At 55.1% G+C, this 19691-nt stretch carries 20 protein-coding genes; 7 read left to right on the forward strand and 13 right to left on the reverse strand.

Features of this window, described 5'->3' with window-relative positions; all coding sequences use genetic code 11:
- The first annotated feature begins 33 nt into the window (after window positions 1-33).
- Window positions 34-981 carry a ribose-phosphate diphosphokinase gene (gene prs, locus EL098_RS09800; protein WP_008454180.1) on the forward strand — a complete coding sequence of 316 codons (948 nt, stop codon included), beginning with the start codon at window positions 34-36 and terminating at the stop codon, window positions 979-981.
- Between the two features lie 143 nt (window positions 982-1124).
- Window positions 1125-2780 carry a C4-dicarboxylic acid transporter DauA gene (gene dauA, locus EL098_RS09805; protein WP_408609123.1) on the forward strand — a complete coding sequence of 552 codons (1656 nt, stop codon included), beginning with the start codon at window positions 1125-1127 and terminating at the stop codon, window positions 2778-2780.
- A gap of 19 nt (window positions 2781-2799) precedes the next feature.
- On the opposite strand, the gene EL098_RS09810 is transcribed toward dauA, so the two are convergent.
- Window positions 2800-3009 (reverse strand): tautomerase family protein, encoded by a 210-nt coding sequence (locus EL098_RS09810; protein ID WP_126356049.1) that lies wholly within the window; start codon window positions 3007-3009, stop codon window positions 2800-2802.
- 12 nt (window positions 3010-3021) lie between these two features.
- Window positions 3022-3762 carry an SDR family NAD(P)-dependent oxidoreductase gene (locus EL098_RS09815; RefSeq protein WP_126356050.1) on the reverse strand — a complete coding sequence of 247 codons (741 nt, stop codon included), beginning with the start codon at window positions 3760-3762 and terminating at the stop codon, window positions 3022-3024.
- Between the two features lie 119 nt (window positions 3763-3881).
- Between EL098_RS09815 and EL098_RS09820 the strand changes: the two genes are divergently transcribed.
- A complete protein-coding gene (locus EL098_RS09820; RefSeq protein WP_126356051.1) occupies window positions 3882-4793 on the forward strand; it encodes a LysR family transcriptional regulator in 912 nt (303 codons plus the stop codon).
- Here EL098_RS09820 and EL098_RS09825 read toward each other — a convergent pair.
- Together EL098_RS09825 and ychH are read right to left on the reverse strand one after the other, a co-directional pair.
- Window positions 4750-5802 (reverse strand): MerR family transcriptional regulator, encoded by a 1053-nt coding sequence (locus EL098_RS09825; RefSeq protein WP_126356052.1) that lies wholly within the window; start codon window positions 5800-5802, stop codon window positions 4750-4752. The two genes, EL098_RS09820 and EL098_RS09825, sit on opposite strands and share 44 nt — an antisense overlap.
- Before the next feature lie 121 nt (window positions 5803-5923).
- Window positions 5924-6202 (reverse strand): stress-induced protein YchH, encoded by a 279-nt coding sequence (gene ychH, locus EL098_RS09830; protein ID WP_126356053.1) that lies wholly within the window; start codon window positions 6200-6202, stop codon window positions 5924-5926.
- 274 nt (window positions 6203-6476) lie between these two features.
- Here ychH and pth point away from each other — a divergent pair, with 274 nt between their 5' ends.
- Together pth and ychF are read left to right on the forward strand one after the other, a co-directional pair.
- Window positions 6477-7061 (forward strand): aminoacyl-tRNA hydrolase, encoded by a 585-nt coding sequence (gene pth, locus EL098_RS09835; protein WP_126356054.1) that lies wholly within the window; start codon window positions 6477-6479, stop codon window positions 7059-7061.
- A gap of 139 nt (window positions 7062-7200) precedes the next feature.
- Window positions 7201-8295, forward strand: a complete 1095-nt coding sequence (gene ychF / locus EL098_RS09840; protein ID WP_126356055.1) for a redox-regulated ATPase YchF — start codon at window positions 7201-7203, stop codon at window positions 8293-8295.
- A gap of 60 nt (window positions 8296-8355) precedes the next feature.
- Here the strand turns inward: ychF and EL098_RS09845 are convergent, their stop codons facing one another.
- The 7 genes from EL098_RS09845 to EL098_RS09875 all read right to left on the reverse strand — a co-directional run bounded on the left by EL098_RS09845 (window position 8356) and on the right by EL098_RS09875 (window position 16580).
- Window positions 8356-9744: a purine-cytosine permease family protein gene (locus tag EL098_RS09845; RefSeq protein WP_164716924.1), complete on the reverse strand. Its 1389-nt coding sequence runs from the start codon at window positions 9742-9744 to the stop codon at window positions 8356-8358.
- A 361-nt stretch (window positions 9745-10105) separates the two neighbouring features.
- Complete coding sequence (locus EL098_RS09850; protein WP_126356057.1) at window positions 10106-10507, reverse strand: DUF6515 family protein; 402 nt, start codon at window positions 10505-10507, stop codon at window positions 10106-10108.
- A gap of 233 nt (window positions 10508-10740) precedes the next feature.
- Entirely contained in the window at window positions 10741-12084 is a 1344-nt protein-coding gene (locus EL098_RS09855; protein ID WP_164716814.1) for a carbohydrate porin, read from the reverse strand.
- Between the two features lie 367 nt (window positions 12085-12451).
- Window positions 12452-13087, reverse strand: coding sequence for a carbonic anhydrase (locus EL098_RS09860; protein ID WP_126356058.1), 636 nt, complete (start codon window positions 13085-13087; stop codon window positions 12452-12454).
- A 156-nt stretch (window positions 13088-13243) separates the two neighbouring features.
- The gene (locus tag EL098_RS09865) at window positions 13244-14125 is read right to left on the reverse strand and encodes a cycle-inhibiting factor (protein WP_126356059.1); all 882 of its coding nucleotides are present in this window, start codon (window positions 14123-14125) and stop codon (window positions 13244-13246) included.
- Between the two features lie 287 nt (window positions 14126-14412).
- Window positions 14413-15120 carry an SDR family oxidoreductase gene (locus EL098_RS09870; protein WP_126356060.1) on the reverse strand — a complete coding sequence of 236 codons (708 nt, stop codon included), beginning with the start codon at window positions 15118-15120 and terminating at the stop codon, window positions 14413-14415.
- Window positions 15121-15212: 92 nt separating this feature from the next.
- The gene (locus EL098_RS09875) at window positions 15213-16580 is read right to left on the reverse strand and encodes a formimidoylglutamate deiminase (RefSeq protein ID WP_126356061.1); all 1368 of its coding nucleotides are present in this window, start codon (window positions 16578-16580) and stop codon (window positions 15213-15215) included.
- 107 nt (window positions 16581-16687) lie between these two features.
- On the opposite strand from EL098_RS09875, the gene hutC reads away from it, so the two are divergent.
- Window positions 16688-17449, forward strand: coding sequence for a histidine utilization repressor (gene hutC, locus EL098_RS09880; protein WP_126356062.1), 762 nt, complete (start codon window positions 16688-16690; stop codon window positions 17447-17449).
- Window positions 17446-18003, forward strand: a complete 558-nt coding sequence (locus tag EL098_RS09885; RefSeq protein WP_126356063.1) for a HutD/Ves family protein — start codon at window positions 17446-17448, stop codon at window positions 18001-18003. The genes hutC and EL098_RS09885 overlap by 4 nt, the downstream gene beginning before the upstream one ends.
- A gap of 40 nt (window positions 18004-18043) precedes the next feature.
- Here the strand turns inward: EL098_RS09885 and EL098_RS09890 are convergent, their stop codons facing one another.
- The gene (locus EL098_RS09890; RefSeq protein WP_126356064.1) at window positions 18044-18805 is read right to left on the reverse strand and encodes an enoyl-CoA hydratase-related protein; all 762 of its coding nucleotides are present in this window, start codon (window positions 18803-18805) and stop codon (window positions 18044-18046) included.
- Entirely contained in the window at window positions 18798-19691 is an 894-nt protein-coding gene (locus EL098_RS09895) for a 3-hydroxyacyl-CoA dehydrogenase family protein (RefSeq protein ID WP_126356065.1), read from the reverse strand. The genes EL098_RS09890 and EL098_RS09895 overlap by 8 nt, the downstream gene beginning before the upstream one ends.

The raw sequence follows: 19691 nt of genomic DNA on the forward strand, positions 1-19691 counted from the left end.
TCCGCCACTGGACGCATGCCTGAGGTTCTTCTCGTGCCTGATATGAAGCTTTTTGCTGGTAACGCCACCCCGGAACTAGCACAACGTATTGCCAACCGCCTGTACACCTCCCTTGGTGACGCCGCCGTCGGTCGTTTTAGCGACGGTGAAGTAAGCGTACAAATCAACGAAAATGTACGCGGTGGTGATATTTTCATCATCCAGTCCACCTGTGCCCCAACGAACGACAACCTGATGGAACTGGTTGTTATGGTCGATGCCCTGCGCCGCGCTTCTGCAGGCCGTATCACCGCTGTTATCCCTTACTTTGGTTACGCTCGTCAGGATCGCCGCGTGCGCTCCGCCCGCGTGCCAATCACTGCGAAGGTTGTCGCTGACTTCCTTTCAAGCGTAGGGGTTGACCGTGTTCTCACCGTGGACCTGCACGCTGAACAAATCCAGGGCTTCTTTGACGTCCCGGTTGATAACGTCTTCGGTAGCCCAATTCTGCTGGAAGATATGCTGCAAATCGGTCTGGAAAACCCTATCGTGGTCTCTCCGGACATCGGCGGCGTGGTGCGTGCCCGTGCTATCGCCAAGCTGCTGAACGACACCGATATGGCGATCATCGATAAGCGTCGCCCACGCGCTAACGTTTCCCAGGTTATGCATATCATCGGTGATGTGTCCGGCCGTGACTGCGTCCTGGTTGACGATATGATCGATACCGGCGGTACCCTGTGCAAAGCAGCGGAAGCGCTGAAAGAACGCGGCGCTAAGCGCGTATTCGCTTACGCAACTCACCCAATCTTCTCCGGTAACGCGGTACACAACCTGCGCAATTCGGTGATCGACGAAGTAATTGTTTGCGATACCATCCCGCTGTCTGACGAAATCAAAGCCCTGCCAAACGTGCGTACCCTGACTCTGTCGGGTATGCTGGCAGAAGCGATTCGCCGCATCAGCAACGAAGAATCTATCTCTGCTATGTTCGAGCACTGATCGACGTTGCCTTTAAAACCCGCTGCGGCGGGTTTTTTCGTTTTTATACTACCCTTGTTGAATGCCTCCTTCACCTGCCTGAACGACAGATGATGCGCTCATGGATGGAGTAACAAGTGAAAACCGTCTCTTCTTCTCGAGTCATGCCTTTCCGCGCCCTGATTGACGCCTGCTGGCGCGAGAAATATACCCTGTCCCGCTTTAGTCGCGATGCTATCGCCGGCGTGACCGTCGGTATTATTGCCATTCCTCTTGCCATGGCCCTGGCCATCGGCAGCGGCGTTGCGCCGCAGTATGGGCTGTATACGGCCGCCGTCGCCGGGATCGTGATTGCGCTAAGCGGCGGTTCGCGCTTCAGCGTTTCCGGCCCTACCGCTGCCTTCGTGGTCATCCTCTATCCGGTTGCGCAGCAGTTCGGGCTTGCCGGGTTGCTGGTCGCCACGCTGATGTCCGGGATATTCCTGATCCTGTTTGGGCTGGCGCGTTTTGGCCGACTTATCGAGTACATCCCGCTGTCGGTGACGCTGGGCTTTACCTCCGGGATAGGCATTACCATCGCCACGATGCAGGTGAAGGACTTCTTCGGCCTGACGCTTGAGCACGTGCCGGAGCACTACCTGAGTAAGGTGGCCGCGCTGGCTATGGCGATGCCCACGGTGAATATGGGCGACGCGGCCATTGGCATCGTTACCCTCGCAATACTGATCTTCTGGCCTCGTCTGGGCATTCGCCTGCCCGGCCATCTGCCTGCGCTGCTGGCGGGCTGCGCCGTGATGGCTATCGTCACTTCTCTGGGCGGCGAAGTGGCCACCATTGGCTCTCGCTTCCACTACGTTCTTGCTGACGGAAGCCAGGGCAACGGGATCCCACAGCTGCTGCCTCAGCTTATGCTGCCGTGGGCGATGCCAGGTTCAGACTTTACGCTGAGCTGGGACTCACTGAGCGCCCTGCTTCCCGCAGCTTTCTCGATGGCCATGCTTGGCGCCATTGAGTCACTGCTGTGCGCAGTCGTGCTCGACGGGATGACCGGGACGAAGCACAACGCGAACAGCGAACTGGTTGGTCAGGGGCTGGGGAATATTATTGCGCCTTTCTTCGGCGGCATTACCGCCACCGCAGCTATCGCTCGCTCCGCCGCTAACGTACGCGCAGGTGCCACCTCGCCGGTTGCCGCCATTATTCACTCGCTGCTGGTGATCCTGGCCCTGCTTGCGCTGGCCCCATTGCTTTCCTGGCTTCCGCTCTCGGCGATGGCCGCCCTGCTGCTGATGGTCGCCTGGAACATGAGCGAGGCGCACAAGGTCGTCAGCCTGCTGCGCCGCGCGCCGAAAGACGACATCATCGTAATGCTGATCTGCATGTCCCTGACCGTGCTGTTTGACATGGTGATCGCCATCAGCGTCGGCATTGTGCTGGCGTCGCTGCTGTTTATGCGCCGCATTGCCCGAATGACCCGCCTCGCTCCGCTTAATAACGTCAATGCGCCTGAGGATGTCCTTGCTCTGCGTGTGACCGGGCCGTTGTTCTTCGCCGCCGCCGAAGGGCTTTTCACTCAGCTAGCCCTTCAGGTACCGGGCCATCGTGTGGTTATTTTGCAGTGGGATGCGGTGCCGGTACTCGACGCGGGTGGGCTTGATGCCTTCCAGCGGTTTGTGGAGAAAATGCCGGAAGGCTGTGAGCTGCGGGTGACGAATCTTGAGTTCCAGCCGCTGCGCACCCTCGCCAGAGCTGGCGTTAAGCCGATTCCTGGCCGCCTTGCATTCTTCGCGGATGTACAGGCAGCGCTGGCCGCCGAATAGCGGCCAGCTTTACTAAACGCTACTGCCCGGCTTCCCGCCGCCGCCTGCTGGTCACGCTCTCACGATTCGCTCCCCAGTTGTCGGTCTCGACTTCGTCGATGACTACAAAAGTATCAGCAGGCTTTTTGTTCAGCACCTGCTCCAGCAGATCGGTGACGCCCTCAATCAGCGCAAGCTTCTGCTCTGCGCTGACCCCTTCACGAGTCACGCGAATATTCACATACGGCATAATGCTCTCCTGTTACCAGACGCCAGCGGTGCTGCCGCCGTCGACGGCCATCACCGTTCCACTGACAAACGCTGAGTCCGTCAGGTACAACACGGCATTCACCACATCCTGCACGTTGCCGGTACGCCCGCTCGGCGACAGCGTGCTGAGAAAGCCTGCCGAACCCGCGTAATCAGCATGCAGCGGCGTCTCGATAATGCCCGGCGCAACGGCATTAACCCGCACATTATCGGCCGCCAGCTCAAGGGCCAGCGCTCGGGTTGCCTGATTTAATCCCCCCTTGACCATCACCGGCAGCAACGCCGGAACCTTGACGTTCGGCTGGATGGCCACGCTCGCCGTGATGTTCACGATATGGCCCGCTTTGTTTTTGCTCATATGAGAGGCAGCAAGCTGCGACGGGAAAAGAAATCCTTTCAGATTGGTATTAATCAGCGCATCAATATCCTGCTCGCTGTATTCGCTCGCAGGTTTAGGAATAAATATTCCTGCGTTATTAATCAGAATATCAACACGCCCGAAAGCGGCAATAGCCTGCTTAAAGAGCTCAGTCGCGGTCGCCTTTAGCGAAATATCACCTGCCACCGGCAGGAATTTCTCGGGATTGCCCAGGCTCGCTGCCGCAGTCTGTAACCGCTTCATAGTACGGGCGTTGCCGACAACATTGTAGCCGCGCGCCAGGTAGGCCTGCGCGATGGCAAGGCCAATACCGCTTGAGGCGCCGGTAACAATAACGGTTGGGGTTGAGTTCATGGTGTGCTCCTGTGGATGAATGAGGAGCCCACTATACTTATGACACAATGACCGATAAATTAGCCTTCCGTAATATGACAAGATACCCCATGTAATAAATAGAAAGGAAACCGTCAGCGATGAAGCGCCACTTCGAAGAGATGCAGATAGGTACGCTGGAGCTGTTTTGCCAGGCAGCCGAGCAGCTAAGCTTCAGCGCGGCGGCTAATTTTATGGGCATCACGCCGGCGGCGGTCAGCCGATCTATCGCCCGACTAGAAGAACGGCTCGGCGTGCGCCTGTTTGTACGCACAACCCGCCAGATCAGACTGACCGAGAGCGGTGAGCGCTACTTTCGCCAATGTCAGCAGGCGCTGCAGCAGCTCAGGGAGGCTGAACGAGAAGTGACAGGCGCACAAATTGAGCCTGCTGGCGTATTGAGAATCAGCCTTCCCACCCCCTACGCTCATCATCGTGTTCTGCCGTTGCTGCCGGAATTCAGGCAGCTTTACCCTCGCGTGTCCGTTCAGGTTCACATCAGCAACCGTAATATCGATTTTGCCGACGAAAGTTATGACATCGCAATCCGCGGCCGCTCGCCTGCGGATTCAACGCTTATTGCCCGCAAGCTTGAAGATGCGGAGCTGGTGATGGTCGCTTCCCCGGAATATTTAACGCGGGCGGGGATACCGAAAACGCTGGCCGAATTAGCTCAGCATGAGTGCATCCAGTTTGAATTGCCCAGTACCGGGCGTAAAGTGCCATGGACGTTTAGCGTGAACGGAAAAGACGCAGACATTTTCACCGGCGGCAGCTTCACCTGCGCCGAGGATGTGATGGGTATTGTGACGCTTGCCAGAGGGGGCGCGGGTCTGATTCAGACTTACAGATTTATCGTGGAGCAAGATTTGGTCGACGGTAAGCTGGTCGAGGTGCTGCCGGAACATGGCGGCACCTCACGGCCGTTTATCCTACTCTATCCTCACGCCCGCCATCTCTCTTTGCGGGTCAGGAGCCTGGTTGACTTCTTAGTCCAGCGGCTTGGAACATAGCGCCTATGGCCTGCTGCAGCCAGGCCAGCACGTCCGGCGTCATCCATGTCCCTTTTGCCAGCTCTGGCTCTTTAGCCATTGCGGTGCGGAATTTTTGCTGAGTCTGCAGCGAAGTGCCGGCAAATGACTGAAACAGCTCAAGCCAGCGGTGAGCAAGCTGCCGGGCCTCGTCTGAGTCTGGCTTCACGCCCTGCGCGCTCGCCTTTCGTAGCGCAGCCACCAGCGGCGGCCACTCCTGCATGCGCTCAAAATAGTGGCTGCTGGTAAAGGCAAACTCCTCTTCGCTGAGATAGCGACGGTAAATATCCAGCTTGCTGTGGCCAAATGCGCGTGTCACGTAGTCGGTCATCTCCGGGGAGATCCCTGTCTGCCGGACCATATCTGGTTCAGCCTCGTGCATCGCGTTCAGACGAACCAGAAAATCAGGCTCCCCTGCCGTATCACGCTCCAGCATGCCCATCCACTGCGTGGCTAACTGCTGAGCGCGCACATCGGATGGGGGAACGCCCTGCTGAGAAAGGGCTGCCACCTCCCCGACAAGCTGCTTCCATTGATCGTCACGGTGGCTATCAGGCTGCGCAAAGGGCAGGCGCCGTAACTCCTCTTTTGAAAAATAGCGATCGTACATCGTCATTAACTCCAGCGTAGTAAGCCATTCCTCGAGATCGGGCTCAGCGCCGCTGTGTAAAGTCTCACGCAGCGTAACCAGACGCTGGCGCAGCGTGACAATTTCTGCCAGCTGGCCGTCCAGCATTGAGATCTGTGAATCCAGGATCTCGTTTAGCGACAAAGCCTGACGCTCAAGACAGTCGCGCACCTCTTTCAGGCTCATCCCCATTCGGCTCAGCGCCTGAATATGGTGCAGCCTGGTGATATCCTGCCGGTTATACAGACGGTAGCCGGCGGCGGTGCGGGCAGAAGGAAGCAGCAGGCCCATCGCTTCGTAATGGTGCAGCGTTCGTACCGTGATACCGGCACGCTTTGCCAGTTCGCCTACTTTAAACAACATGTCCTGCTCCTTTTGGTCTCTGCTGATGCGGAGTTTGCAGCCTCACGCTACGTGAGGGTCAACCCGGTAAGCAAAAAAAACGACTCCTCAAAAGGAGCCGTTTTCTAAAATTTGCTAAATATTAGCTGTGGCGGTGATGCTCATCCCGGCGGCAGCGCTTGTCATAATGACGAACCCACCAGTAGCGGTCGCAGACCTGCTCGCGCCCACCGAGACGGGCCCCGGCAAGCCAAAGTACGGCCCCAACAAAGATGCTCAAAACGGCACCGTGGGCGAAAAACTGCGGCAGGTTCAGCTGTGGAAGCTGGTTCAAAATCGAATAGCCCACGCCGCCCACCATCACAACCAGTCCCAATCCCATGAGGACATTACCGAGTAACGAAGCGTTTCTGCGTTTCATAAGTCACCTCCGCATAATTACGGGTCGGTGGGGAACATCCCCTTTCCTTGTGACTAAAGTATAGACAATGCCCCTAAAGCGCGTGTGCGCTGGCGATCACAATTACGAGCGAAAGCTCTACAAAAGTTTACAAATAAGCGTCTGAGTTGCTTGAAATTCTAATGGTTCCCCCAATCAACTATTCAAGAATGTGTCCGCGCCGGGATTGCGCTTTGTCAATGCCGCCGCGGCGCAGTAAACTACGCGGCTGTGAACGGTTTTCAGGAATTTAAACGTGAGCATTAAACTGATTGTCGGCCTGGCCAACCCAGGCGCTGAATACGCAGCGACCCGCCATAACGCCGGCGCCTGGTATGTGGATTTACTGGCCGAGCGCCATAACCAGTCGCTGAAAGAAGAAGCGAAGTTTTTTGGCTATACCGCCCGTATTAATCTCGGCGGCGAGGATGTCCGACTGCTGGTTCCAACCACGTTTATGAACCTCAGCGGCAAAGCAGTTGCGGCGATGGCAACCTTTTTCCGCATCGCACCGGACGAAATTCTGGTGGCGCACGACGAGCTGGATCTTCCTCCAGGCGTTGCCAAATTCAAGCTGGGCGGCGGCCACGGCGGACACAACGGCTTGAAGGACATTATCAGCAAGCTCGGCAATAACCCTAACTTTCACCGATTACGCGTGGGAATTGGTCATCCGGGCGATAAAAACAAAGTTGTCGGCTTCGTGCTGGGCAAACCGCCGGTTAGCGAACAGCAGCTGATTGACAATGCCGTTGACGAAGCGGCGCGCTGCACGGAGGTCTGGCTGAAAGAGGGCCTGACCAAAGCGACAAATCGTCTGCACGCCTTTAAAGCACAATAATCCCTCCTTACGCCCATCAGGGAAGGATTTCCGCGCCCGTTGGAGGCGGTTTAAGTGTATAATGGGCAAAGTTATCTACATTTTTTCAATGAAAAGATTAAAATTCATTGATTATCAAGCAATTAAGGTGATTTAAACCATGGGATTCAAATGCGGTATCGTCGGCTTGCCGAACGTTGGTAAATCCACTCTGTTCAACGCGCTGACCAAAGCGGGTATTGAAGCGGCTAACTTCCCGTTCTGTACCATCGAGCCGAACACTGGCGTTGTTCCTATGCCAGATCCGCGCCTGGACAAGCTGGCTGAAATCGTTAAACCGCAGCGTATTCTGCCTACCACCATGGAGTTCGTGGACATCGCCGGTCTGGTAAAAGGTGCCTCTAAAGGCGAAGGTCTGGGTAACCAGTTCCTGACCAACATCCGCGAAACTGAAGCTATCGGTCACGTTGTTCGCTGCTTTGAAAACGACAATATTATTCACGTGAACAACAAAGTGGATCCGGCTGACGACATCGACGTGATCAACACCGAGCTGGCGCTTTCTGACCTTGATACCTGCGAGCGTGCAATTCACCGCGTGCAGAAGAAAGCCAAAGGCGGCGACAAAGACGCTAAGGCAGAGCTGGCCGCGCTGGAAAAATGCCTGCCGCAGCTGGAAAACGCCGGTATGCTGCGTGCGCTGAAAAACCTGACCGAAGAAGATAAAGCCGCAATCAAATACCTGAGCTTCCTGACCCTGAAGCCAACCATGTATATCGCCAACGTTAACGAAGACGGTTTCGAAAACAACCCGTACCTTGATAAAGTTCGCGAAATTGCCGCAGGTGAAGGTTCCGTTGTGGTTGCCGTGTGTGCCGCAGTAGAGTCCGACATCGCCGAGCTGGATGACGCTGACCGTGAAGAGTTTATGGCCGAACTGGGTCTGGAAGAGCCCGGCCTGAACCGCGTGATCCGCGCAGGCTATGAGCTGCTGAACCTGCAAACTTACTTCACCGCTGGCGTAAAAGAAGTACGCGCGTGGACCATCCCTGTAGGTGCTACCGCCCCTCAGGCCGCGGGTAAAATCCACACCGACTTCGAAAAAGGCTTTATCCGTGCGCAAACCATCGCCTATGAAGACTTTATCGCCTACAAAGGCGAGCAAGGCGCTAAAGAGGCTGGCAAAATGCGCGCAGAAGGGAAAGATTACATCGTTAAAGATGGCGACGTGATGAACTTCTTGTTTAACGTCTAACCTCAGCTTTGCTGCAAAAAAATCCACGCTTCGGCGTGGATTTTTGTTTTCAAAGCAACATCAGCGCTCAGCGCTATTAGGGTAAACCGTCGCCGCAGGTAACACGCGTTTATCCAGCCGACGCAGGCCATAATAGAGCGCCGCTGTACCAAACCAGCCGATGATCCACGACACGTCGTTGCCGTCGAAGAGCCACGTCAGCGAGCCGTGGAAGAGCGGGTTTTCAATAAACGGCAGCTGGATAAGCACGCCCACGACATAGACGCCAATGCCGAACAGGTTCCAGCGGCCATAGCGTTTATCGGCGTCAAACAGCGCGGGAATATCCACGGCCCGGGACGAAATAAAGAAGTAATCCGTCAGGCTAATGGCGCTCCACGGTACAAAGAAGGCCAGCAAGAACAGCAGGAAATGGGTGAAGTGTTTCAGGAACGCCGGTTCGCTCAGCAGCGCAATAATGCACGAAGCCGCCACCATCAGCACCACAAACAGAATGCGATTTCTCTGGCTCAGCGTCACCTGTTTGCGGAAACCTGACACAATGGTGGTTAGCGACATAAAGCTGCCGTAGGCGTTCAGCGTGGTAAACGTAATTTTGCCAAAGCAAATAGCAAAATAAATCAGCATCGCCATGGTTTCGGTTTTGCCCAGCCCGACAATATAGCTAACCTCATGCCCCGAAAACGCACTCCCTGCAATTGCCGCAGTGATAACACCCAGCGTCATAGAAGCCTGAGTTCCGAGCACGGTGCCGCTGAACACCGAGAAAAACACCTTCGGGCCGGACACATCCCGCGGCAGATAGCGTGAATAATCGGAAACATAAGGGCAAAACGCAATTTGCCAGGATGAGGACAGCGACACCGCCAGCAAAAACATCGGCATGGAGAAATGGTTATTTTGCAGGATGGCCGTAAGATCCGTATTGAACAACAGCGAACCAAATAACCAGGCAAACGCCAGGACACCAACAATACTGGCGACCTTCCCGAGCTTATGGATCACACGATAGCCGAGCACGGCAATCACGATAATAATGGCGCTGAACAGAATCATCCCGCTAACGTCGCTTATCGACAGAAGACGGGCCATCGCCTGCCCCGCCAGTACGGTGCCGCTGGCGGAAAATCCGATGTACATAATGCACACCAGCACCAGCGGAATGACCGCCCCGTATACGCCAAACTGCGCCCGGGAGAGGATCATCTGCGGCAGGCCAAGGCGCGGCCCCTGCAGAGCGTGGAAGGACATGATCGCTGCCCCCAGAATCTGCCCCACAAATAGCCCCACCAACGACCAGACGACGTCTCCGCCCAGCACAACGGCCAGCGCGCCGGTGACAATCGCGGTGATCTGCAAATTGCCGCCGAACCAAAGGGTGAACTGGCTAAAAGGATGCCCATGACGTTCACCGTCAGGGATGTAATCGATGGACCGGGATTCCGTCAGGCGGCTCCCGCTTTTGGACTGCTCTTCGGTTGATGAAAAAGACGACATAGCCACCTCATAAAGCCAGATTAAACGCCGGATAACCCACCACGCACCTCAAATGATCAATCATGTATATACAACCAATTTTGCCGTACAACACCTGCTAAAAGGTGATTTTGCGAAGCCGATTGTAGATTTAATGTAACAAGATTGATGCCTGTTTGTGCTAATACAAAACACGGATGGTTTTTGCGCTAACGATAAGAAAGTGAGATGACCTTGCAAGCAATAAGGTTGCAGGATCGCTTATAACCCTGAGCCACGGCGGCGGACGCCCGGGCATCCACCGCCATAGAAGGCTGGCTATGTTGGCGACAGCCTATAATCCGGCGGGACGAGGAACCTCAATATAGTTCCCGTCGATATCCTTCTGATAATAACTCCCGTTACGCACGTAATAGCGCTTGCCGTTGTAATCGAGAACGTTGATGCCGGAGCCTGGGCTTGGCGGGGTTTCAACCCGAATATACTCCGCACCCTGCCGCTGATAGTAGATACCGTTGACGACATAATAGGTTAACCCGCCGACGATAATGGCGGTTGCCAGCCCCGGAAGCACGGTCAGGCGAGGCCCCGCATAGAAATAATGCGGACCGGCATAAAAACGTGGACCTGAATAGAATCCGGGTCCATGGCCAAACCACGGGCCAGGACGCGCCAGCGCCATGGATGGCACAGTCATCAGCGCAGACATTGCCAAAACATAAAGGTGCTTTTTCATCTTATACTCTCCTGCCCTGCGGCTGAACCCGGGGCCTTAGCCCGCTCTATGTCGATTATAATCCCGCAGCCTGAAGCTTTACCGCAGGGGAAGAGTAAATCCCCAAAATCTCCACAATCTTATTTTTGACGACTTTATTTATCCTTAAATGTAAAAAGTCCACGCAAAGCGTGGACTCAGATTGATGACAAACACCCGAAAAACGTGGGCTTTTATTTTACGACAATGAATGGTCAGAAATTCACGTTAGCCGAGATACCGCCGATAAAGGCGTCATCGACTTTAGAGACTGCCCCAGGCGCCGCAACATACTGCAGGTTCGGGCGGATCTGCAGCCATTTGGTGGCCTGCACGTTGTAATAGATTTCGTAATCGTATTCCGACCCATCCTGAATCGGCAGATACGTGGCGCTGTTATAATCGTTCACGCCGTTGAAATTATTCTCAGCACGCTGCTGGTTGCTGTAGCTTGAGTTAACGTGAATGCGGGCGATACCGATGCCGATTTCATCGTCCGGACGAGCATCAAAAGCCCCTTTCCAGGTCAGAGAGACCGACTGGTAATTATCGATTTTTGCCGTCTTGTGGTCGTTCATCACACCCTGTAACGTCAGCTTAAGCCCGCGAGTAGGATCTCCGCCCTGGCTCGTCAGCTGCTGTTGCGCAAGGATATAGCCGCCGTAGGCATGGGCCGTGTCCGTATAGCCACCGTTACGCCACGAGCTGTACACCGAGTCGTTAGCCGAGCTGTAATAGCCACCAATCCGGTAATTACCCTGCAAATTATCCGGCCCCAGCTTCGGCTGCCAGCCCAGCTCAACCGGGACCATATTTCCGACCGTCGGGTGGAAGTCCATGCGGAACCCATCCCCGGCGGCATAGTTATTTTCATTCTGGTTATACCAGCCAACCTGCATAAATATTTCTGGTGTGAAATTCAGACGAACACGCCCGCCCCACTGCGAGACCGGCCAGTTATACCAGTGATCGCCACGCCAGTTGCCCGCCTGCCCGCTGCCAAAAGCAAGGTTCTGGAATTTACTGTCGAAATTATCAAAATCCTCCCCCACGGTGACGCGGCCAGCCTTGATATCCAGCGCATGATCAAAGAAGCCTTTACGCATCCATAACTGCGTCAGGCGCCAGGTTTGTCCTCGCCCGTAAACTTCCTGAGTCGAAGAGAGCATGCCGGTGCGCGGGTCGGACACTTTCTGCCCGGAAATATCCTGCCCATCGCGGTTGGTTACGGTGAATTGAAATTCCGTATCGTCCCAGTTAAGCAATTTCTCCAGGTTTAAATTGACGCCGAAAGCCCACTGATCGCTGTAGCGCATCGAGGTGGATTTATCGTAGCCGCCCGCGAGATTTGCGGCAGACTCAGCCGTGTAGCCAACCTGAAAATCTACACCCTGATTTTTCAGGTCGGTTCGATAGCCGCCCCAGTCGCCGAACATATATTCGGAATCAGGGCTAAAAGCATCGGCGGCATGCCCGAGTGAAGGCAGAAGTGCGAAAAATAATATGCCCGGGACAAAGGTTTTCGCGGAGCCTTTGACCACTGCTTTGCTGATTTTCATAATTATTATTCTTCATAAATGAAGTTGATGGAGTGTTCAGCTTATGTAGCAGGCTAATTATTTCTTATATAAAAGTGCGTTTAAGCCATATTTAAGTTGATATTTTGAAGTGATTCACAATTTTAATTTTCGCATATTTTCAGAAAACAAAAACAGGCGTAATAGTGCTCGATCGCGCACTCAAAAAAATGAATAAAAAGAAACCCGCCAGGACAAAAGCAATAATAATAAAATCATTTCAAATCGTAATATTTATTTAAATTAAGATTCAAAATATTAACAAGCCCAACAAGCTGCCTTCCATTATATCGTTAAATAAAAAACCCACGTAGGGCCGTGGGTTTCTTGAGCAGGGTTTGTCAGCGAGTTATTCGAAACAAACGTCCGGATTGTCTGCAAGGGAGACAAAGGTCTTGCTGCTTTTATCCAGGGTGCGGATTTCGCCGCTTTCGATATCGTAAACCCAGCCGTGCAGGCGCAGGCCATTGTTGCGCAGACCTACCGCAACGGAAGGATGCGTTTTAATGTTGTTCAGCTGGGCGATGACGTTCTCTTCCACCATCGCGTTAACCTTATCGGTCTCGTTGTCCCAGGTTTTCTTTTCAACGACCGCTTTTGCTGCATCGGAATAGTGCAGCCAGTGGGCTACGGCAGGCATAGGGTCGAGACACTGGCAGGAGGCAATGGCTTTCATCGCACCGCAGTTAGAGTGTCCGCAGATCACGATATCCGTCACGCCAAGCGCCACAACCGCATATTCGATAGTCGCAGAAACGCCACCTGGCTCAGGGCCAAAAGAAGGCACGATATTACCGGCATTGCGAATAACGAAGAGCTGCCCTGGCTCCTGCTGGGTCACCAGCTCCGGCACCAGGCGGCTGTCGGAACAGGAAATAAAAAGCGCTTTAGGATTTTGACTGGACGCCAGGCTGCGAAAGAGCTCTTTGCGCTGCGGAAAAATCTCTTTCTGGAAGTTAAGGAAACCTTCGATGATATGTTGCATAGCACATTCTCTTGTTCTGTAGTGACCTGGACATGATAGAGATCACATGGAGTTAGTCCAGCCCCAACGCGCCAAAAGGCCAATTTTATTGCCGTTTCCGCAAAGAAAAAACCCACGTTTGCCGTGGGTTTTCCCGGTGCGATATATGGCTTTTCCTCAACCACAGCGCGTTTTAATTGCCGAGACATTTCTTTCCAGATTCGCCGGATCGTACTCCGAGAGCTGGAAATTGAAGCCATGGTTCTTACGTAAATCAAGGCGTTCCGGGCGTAGCATTTTTGGATTACTGTCCACATCAAACAATTTAGCGATATGGTCCGGATCGACCCGGCCCTGCGACATATTCATAAAGTGTCTGTTGATATCATTCAGTGACACCGGGTGCGAGGCTTTCTTACTCATCCAGTCGTCAAGGCGCAGCGGTCGGGTTGCGCCATCGCCCAAATCAGACTGATAGAGGAACGCATCGCGGGCGGGTTTTGCGCTGGCGGGAAGATCGATGACGTACGCATGCCCAAGACCCGCATCGTTAACACGTAGAATGAAATGCTTATGGGCCGGTAAGTTCGCCAGCTGCTGCTGGAGCTGCGGCAGCGACATTGTACGTCCATGCTCAAAAGCGTAGCTAAAGTGGTCAGTGTCGAGGAATAACTTCATTACATTATTCGCGGTCACGCCGCATACGGGCTCGTTAATACGCTTGCTGCTCCCCAGCATCGCCTCTACCTCATGCTTGGGCATTCCCCACTCTCTCGCCGTATTTGAGATATTGTCGTCTATTGCCTTCAGCAGCGCCGAAGGGCTTTTATGGTGAATCGGCACAGAGTTGTCATCGCTGTTAAGCAGCACGTTGGCCCTGAGGTTTTTACCGCTGAGCTTGGCAAAGTCCTGCACCATTCGGGTGGAGGGATTATTGACGCTGCGCGACGACGAAGCCGTGGCCGCCGTTCTGGATGTACGACCATGCTGAGTATTTTGCGCCTGCAGGCGCGGGTCAGTCTGTGACGGACGAAAGGTGTTATTAAGGAAGCTTCTCATCTGAGGGTATTCCACTCGTTGGGTATTTGAGCCTGAGTGGTAGCGATAAGAAACAGGTTCCCGAAGGAGATAAAAAACCCACGCCCAAGCGTGGGGGCGGCGCTTATTTTAGCTCAGGAGAATAAGCCAGCTTCAGGTGAGTATGATTGGTCAGCAGTTCGGCTTTTTTGAAGTCCAGAGCCGTCCTGTCTGACCTGTCATTGATTTCATCCCAGTTTGTTAGTTTGCATAAAACATCGGCCAGGCTGAGGCTAACTTTCCTGAAAAACTCTCATGGATAAAGACGCTTAACGGAGCGTATAGCCCCCATCGCAGTAGAGGGTGCTGCCCGTAATATTTTGATTGTCTAACAGAAAAAGGGCCGTTGCCGCCTGCTCATCCACATGTGCTGGACGGCCAACCAGCGCAAGAGAGTTCCAATATTGGTAGGCAGATTCACGCGCTTCAGCCGTGCGGTTGCGCCAGAGCTCGCTGTCGGTGGTGCCCGGCGACAGGCAATTTACCCTGATAGGCGTCAACTCAACGGCCAGGCCACGCGCCAGCCCTTCAAGCGCCGCATTACAGGCGGCATAAGCAGGCGCGCCGATGGGCCGGGCAGACGCTGCGCCTGACATCAGGACAACCGAAGAGGAGGCATGAAGGTTGGGCAGAGCAGCGTAAACGGCCCAATACTGCGACCAGAACTTCGCCTGGAAAAGGGCTTCCGATGTCGCAATGTCCCCGTCCCGGAAATCCCCGGTTTGATAAGAGGCCGCAGGCGTAAAAAGCCCAGCCAGCGGCCCTGCCGCAGAAAAGAAATTGTTCAGAGAGGAACGATCGGTAACATCGACCACTCTCCCTTCGGCATTGTCGCCCAGCTCAGTTAATGCAGCCTCCAGTTTATCAGGCGAACGCCCGCCGATAAGGACACGATCCCCCCGGGAAATCAGTTTACGAGCGAGCGCCAGCCCGATACCGGAACTACCGCCCAAAATTGCATATCGAGCATTTGCCATGATTTTCTCCTCGTGAACTCGCAGGTCAGCATTAAAACCTGAAAGCCAGAAGGCAGATAGCTCAATAGCGGATAAGCTTTTGCGCTGCGTAGCTAACGGGTCAGCGTCCTCAGTACCTGAGCAAAATCAGCCTTAAGCTCTTCATCTCTGGCATGCCGCCCTTCACGGATGACCCATTTGCCGCCGGTCATCACCTCTTTTATCGGATTAGCGGCGCAGGCAAAAATCCAGCGGTTCAGCAGATCGCCGTCCTGCGCCGTCGCCAGGAACGGATCGTCGCCATCAAGCACCAGCAGATCGGCTCTCGCGCCGACAGCCAGCTCTCCAATATTTTGCCCCAGCGCCATACGCCCTCCGCGCAGCGCCCCCTGATAAAGCACGTTGCCGACATAAGGCTCGGCCTCAAGATGCAGCAAGTTTCGGCGTCGGTTATTAAGGCGCTGGCCATACTCAAACCAGCGTAAATCTTCACTTACGCTAACGCTGATATGGCTGTCCGAGCCAATTCCCCAGTTGCCGCCCTGCTGCAGAAAAGCCTGCCCCGGGAAAATACCGTCCCCGAGATTTGCTTCGGTGGTTAAACACAATCCGGCGACTGCGCCAGAATCGGCAATAAGTTGCGTTTCACGTTCGGTGATATGAGTGGCATGAATAAGGCACCAGCGCTCATCGACCGGCATATTTTCGTATAGCCACTCCACCGGGCGCAGGCCAGACCAGGCGAGGCAGTCCTCCACCTCTTTTTGCTGCTCGGAGATATGGATGTGGATCGGCTGAGGCTGCGGCTGGCTTTCCAGCACGAGGCGCATTTGTTCCGGGGTGACGGCACGCAGCGAATGGAAGCACAGCCCGGCGCGCTGCATCGGTTCTGCGGCCAATGCCGAAGCAATGCTGTCGTACAGTTTAAGATAGCTGTCGGTGCTGTTTATAAAGCGGCGCTGACCTGACGAAGCGGGTTGCCCGCCGAAGCCGGAGTGCGAGTACAGCACCGGGAGCAGCGTCAGGCCAATGCCAACACTTTTAGCCGCCTGGGCAATGCGAAGCGCCAGTTCCGCAGGCTGCGCGTAAGCCTGACCGTCAACGTCATGATGCAGATAGTGAAACTCCGCCACCGAGGTATAGCCGGCCTTCAGCATTTCGATATACAGATAGCTGGCGATAGTCTCCAGCTGTTCCGGGGTGATTTTACCCACCAGGCGATACATCAGATCGCGCCATGTCCAGAAACTGTCTGCCGGGTCGCCCACCACTTCGGTCAGCCCCGCCATCGCCCGCTGAAAAGCGTGTGAGTGCAGGTTCGGCATGCCCGGTACCACAATCCCGCTTAGCCGGATATCGTCGTCGCCCGGCAGGCTGTTGCATTCCAGTGAACTTATCACGCCCTGCGGCGAAACGCCCAGTTTGACATTTTCCGCCCAGCCCTGCGGCAGTAGCGCTTTTGCCGCGAAATATACCGCCATATCAGCACCCCGGTTTAAGGTTAATCAATTGTATATACATGCATGTATATATACATCCAAATAGGGGTAGAGTAAACTTTAAAGGAGACCCGGGCGAGGAATGATGAATGGCACAAAACGACGTATATAAAGCAGCGGCAGAACCTGAAAACCTGGACCAGCCGGCCCCTTTTTATGAAAGGGTTAAAATCATTATCAAGACCAATATTCATAGCGGGCTGTGGCCGGTCAATTACCGCGTGCCATCGGAAAGCGAGCTGGTGAATCAGTTCGGCTACAGCCGCATGACCATCAACCGCGCGCTGCGAGAGCTGACCGCCGAAGGTCTGCTGGTGCGCATGCAGGGTATCGGCACCTTCGTCGCTGAAGTTCGCGGGCAGTCCGCATTGCTGGAAATCAATAACATTGCCGACGAAATAGCCAGCCGCGGCCACCGCCATCACGCTCGTGTCCTGGAGCTGACCCAGGTTTACGCAGATGCGCAGCAGGCGATGGCATTTAATTTGCCCAAGGGCAGCCGCCTGTTTCACTCCCTGATTTGCCACTATGAAAACGGCGTGCCGGTGATGCTGGAAGATCGCCTGGTAAATTCGCTGATCGTTCCTGATTACTTCCAGCAGGACTTCACGCGCATCACGCCTAACGCCTATCTTTCGTCCATCGCGCCCATCGTTGAAGGTGAGCATATTATTGAGGCAGTGAATGTGCCACGCGAAGAGTGCGCGTATCTGGAAATCGACGAGCACACGCCTTGCCTGCAGGTCAATCGCCGCACCTGGACCGGTCGACAGAACAAAAAAATCGTTACCAGCGTGCGTCTGGTTTACCCGGGTTCGCGCTATCGCCTCGAAGGAAGCATGCATAAATGATCCAGCTTCTGCCCTACGAGCAGTGCCCGGAAGTGCTCTGGAAAAACGGCCAGGGCGTAACGCGTGAGATTTACCGATTCCCGGCCACGGACGACTATGACTGGCGGATTTCGGTGGCAACCATCCGCAGTGATGGTCCCTTCTCTCGTTTTGCCGGCTACCTGCGCAACATCAGCGTGCTTGAAGGCGAAGGCATGCACCTCACCGTCGACGGCGTGAAAAGCACGCTGATCCCGCCGTTTCAGGCAACCGATTTTAACGGCGAGAGCGAAGTTTCCTGCACTATTAAGGGCGGCCCGCTGCTGGACTTTAATGTCATCTATAAAGCAGACACCACAAAAGCCGCTGTCGGTTGGCTACGGGAAGGAAGCTGGACGCACCAGCAGGGCATACAGCTCCTGTTTAATGCGGGTGACCGGCTGGAGCTTGACGTCAACGGGGAACAACACGTTTTGCAGCACTACGACAGCCTGTTGATTAGCGCCCCGGCAAAAATCAATGTGCTCTCCTCTGCGTCCTCCCTTTTCGCCCGCGTTACCCTTACAGCCAGCTAAAAACCGGCAGACTGGCTGCCGGTTCCAGCGCTGATTTAGCTTATCGGCCTTTAAACTCAGGCGACTGCTTATTTTTAAAAGCCGCCAGCCCGATAGCCCTGTCCTCACTGTCGGCTATCAAAGCGGAGAGCGATCTTTCATAGGCCACTCCCGCGCCCAGCGGCATTTCATAACTTGCCGCCACGGCTTTTTTAATCATCGCCGCGGCCAGTGGAGCGGCTTTGGCGACCTGATAAGCCAGCGCCAGCGCCTGCTCCTCCAGCGAATCCGTCACCCGGCTGACAAGGCCGGCCTGCAGGGCTTCCTGAGCGTCAATTCTTCGTCCGCTCAATAGCATATCCATCGCCAGCGACTTGCCGACGACGCGCACCAGCCGCTGCGTGCCGCCTGCACCGGGAATAATGCCGATGTGGCTCTCCGGCAGGCCGAAGACCGCGCTCTGGTCAGCGATAATTATGTCGCACAGCAGCGCCAGCTCAAGCCCGCCGCCGAGCGCATAGCCGGAGACGGCGGCAATCAGCGGCGTTTCGATCTCTGCTACCCTGTCCCACTTTTCGCTAAAACCGCTGCGCCACAGCGTCGTGGCCGAAGCTGACGCCAGCGTGCCGGTGTCGGCTCCGGCACAAAAGGCTTTTGGCGAGCCAGCCAAAACTATCGCTCTGATGTCCGCTCGTCCATCCAGCTCTCTCAGGGTCGTCACCAGCTCATCAAGCATTTCGGCGGTTAGCGCATTATATTTTTGCGGCCGGTTGAGGGTCACTACGGCTACCGCCCCGTCAATCCGGGAGAGAATATCACTCATCTTCATCGCTCCCGGTCAGGTGCCTGATCGTTTCATCGCGCTTGCGCATCGCGGCCGCGGCGGTCTCTGCGGTCCAGGAATAAAACCCCTCCCCGCTTTTCGCGCCGAGGTTGCCTTCGGCCACCTTCTGCTTCAGCCACACCGGCAATTGACTGCTGTTATCCAGGCTGGGCAGTAAGATACCGGCGACCTTTTCCACCGTATCCAGCCCGGCAAAATCCATCAGCTTCATCGGCCCCATCGCCGCCCAGCGTGGAGCAAGGGTTCGCTGCACCGCGCGGTCGACGTCCTCGACTGAGCCAATGCCGGCATCCACCAGATAAAGCGCCTCACGCAGCATCGCGTACTGCAGCCGGTTGATGATAAAACCCGGAATATCCTGGTTAACCGTGATCGTCTCTTTGCCCAGCCGCTGACAGATATCCCGTACCTGCTGGCAAATATCGTCTGCGGTGTGCTCACCGAGAACAATCTCAATCATCGGCATCGTATCCGCCGGATTGAACCAGTGCATGCCGATAAGCCGCTGCGGCTGGCTCAGGGCTGACGCCAGCAGCGTGATAGAAACGCTTGAGGTATTGGTCGTTATCACGCAGTCAGCGCTAACCTGCTGTTCGATGTCTTTTAGCACACGCTGTTTCAGCGCTACATCCTCAGCAACGTTTTCAGACACCAGGTCGGCGTCGGCCAGGCAGTGCTCCAGCGAAGTCGTATATTCCACTAGTTCGCTGATGCCGAGCGATTCCACGATGGCACGCGCTTTGTCGAGCGTCGACTCAGAGCGTGACCACAAGCTAACGCGATAGCCTCCGCGCGCCATCACCACGGCAATTCGTGCGCCCATCGTTCCGGCACCGACCACCGCCACTTTCTTTATTTGCGCCAT

This window comes from Cedecea lapagei, assembly GCF_900635955.1.
GTDB classification, from domain to species: domain Bacteria; phylum Pseudomonadota; class Gammaproteobacteria; order Enterobacterales; family Enterobacteriaceae; genus Cedecea; species Cedecea lapagei.

Excerpts from the sequence above, each read along its gene's own strand:
- EL098_RS09820 (WP_126356051.1), top strand. The coding sequence starts at position 3,882 with ATGAAGCGCCACTTCGAAGAGATGCAGATAGGTACGCTGGAGCTGTTT.
- EL098_RS09870 (WP_126356060.1), bottom strand. The coding sequence starts at position 15,120 with ATGGCAAATGCTCGATATGCAATTTTGGGCGGTAGTTCCGGTATCGGG.
- ychH (WP_126356053.1), bottom strand. The coding sequence starts at position 6,202 with ATGAAACGCAGAAACGCTTCGTTACTCGGTAATGTCCTCATGGGATTG.
- EL098_RS09895 (WP_126356065.1), bottom strand. The coding sequence starts at position 19,691 with ATGGCGCAAATAAAGAAAGTGGCGGTGGTCGGTGCCGGAACGATGGGC.
- EL098_RS09865 (WP_126356059.1), bottom strand. The coding sequence starts at position 14,125 with ATGAGAAGCTTCCTTAATAACACCTTTCGTCCGTCACAGACTGACCCG.
- hutC (WP_126356062.1), top strand. The coding sequence starts at position 16,688 with ATGGCACAAAACGACGTATATAAAGCAGCGGCAGAACCTGAAAACCTG.
- EL098_RS09890 (WP_126356064.1), bottom strand. The coding sequence starts at position 18,805 with ATGAGTGATATTCTCTCCCGGATTGACGGGGCGGTAGCCGTAGTGACC.
- EL098_RS09815 (WP_126356050.1), bottom strand. The coding sequence starts at position 3,762 with ATGAACTCAACCCCAACCGTTATTGTTACCGGCGCCTCAAGCGGTATT.
- EL098_RS09810 (WP_126356049.1), bottom strand. The coding sequence starts at position 3,009 with ATGCCGTATGTGAATATTCGCGTGACTCGTGAAGGGGTCAGCGCAGAG.
- EL098_RS09850 (WP_126356057.1), bottom strand. The coding sequence starts at position 10,507 with ATGAAAAAGCACCTTTATGTTTTGGCAATGTCTGCGCTGATGACTGTG.
- EL098_RS09885 (WP_126356063.1), top strand. The coding sequence starts at position 17,446 with ATGATCCAGCTTCTGCCCTACGAGCAGTGCCCGGAAGTGCTCTGGAAA.
- EL098_RS09875 (WP_126356061.1), bottom strand. The coding sequence starts at position 16,580 with ATGGCGGTATATTTCGCGGCAAAAGCGCTACTGCCGCAGGGCTGGGCG.
- EL098_RS09860 (WP_126356058.1), bottom strand. The coding sequence starts at position 13,087 with ATGCAACATATCATCGAAGGTTTCCTTAACTTCCAGAAAGAGATTTTT.
- EL098_RS09825 (WP_126356052.1), bottom strand. The coding sequence starts at position 5,802 with ATGTTGTTTAAAGTAGGCGAACTGGCAAAGCGTGCCGGTATCACGGTA.
- ychF (WP_126356055.1), top strand. The coding sequence starts at position 7,201 with ATGGGATTCAAATGCGGTATCGTCGGCTTGCCGAACGTTGGTAAATCC.
- dauA (WP_408609123.1), top strand. The coding sequence starts at position 1,125 with ATGCCTTTCCGCGCCCTGATTGACGCCTGCTGGCGCGAGAAATATACC.
- EL098_RS09855 (WP_164716814.1), bottom strand. The coding sequence starts at position 12,084 with ATGAAAATCAGCAAAGCAGTGGTCAAAGGCTCCGCGAAAACCTTTGTC.